The 259-nt window shown below is 62.2% G+C and carries 1 protein-coding gene; it reads right to left on the bottom strand.

Annotated features, from left to right (window positions below; all coding sequences use genetic code 11):
- Positions 1-217: aldehyde dehydrogenase family protein (locus R0J87_RS21970; protein WP_498888965.1), on the bottom strand; the 217-nt coding region annotated here is incomplete at its 3' end.
- Positions 218-259: the final 42 nt, after the last annotated feature.

Raw genomic sequence — 259 nt, 5'->3', positions numbered from 1 at the left:
GACGGAAGTGTGGACCACTCGCGAAGTCTCGGAGTATGCTCTGGCCGACGCTGACCGAACTACTGAAGCAGATTCCGTCGATGTCCGAAGCCGCCAAAGCTCGACCCGTGTCGTCAGCGCCATGTACGACGTTCACAAGGCCGATTGGCAGGCCCATCGCCTCGACGAGTTCTCTAACCGCCTGACCTGACCAGGGCCCATAGTGGGATGTCTTCACGACGACCCCGTTTCCAGCGAGGACGCCGGCGATCACGGGGCC

It is taken from the genome of Halomonas sp. SIMBA_159 (assembly GCF_046536035.1).
GTDB lineage: Bacteria > Pseudomonadota > Gammaproteobacteria > Pseudomonadales > Halomonadaceae > Vreelandella > Vreelandella venusta_A.
The sequence above is the reverse complement of the archived record's forward strand: the minus strand, read 5'-3'. Positions and strand labels throughout refer to the sequence as shown.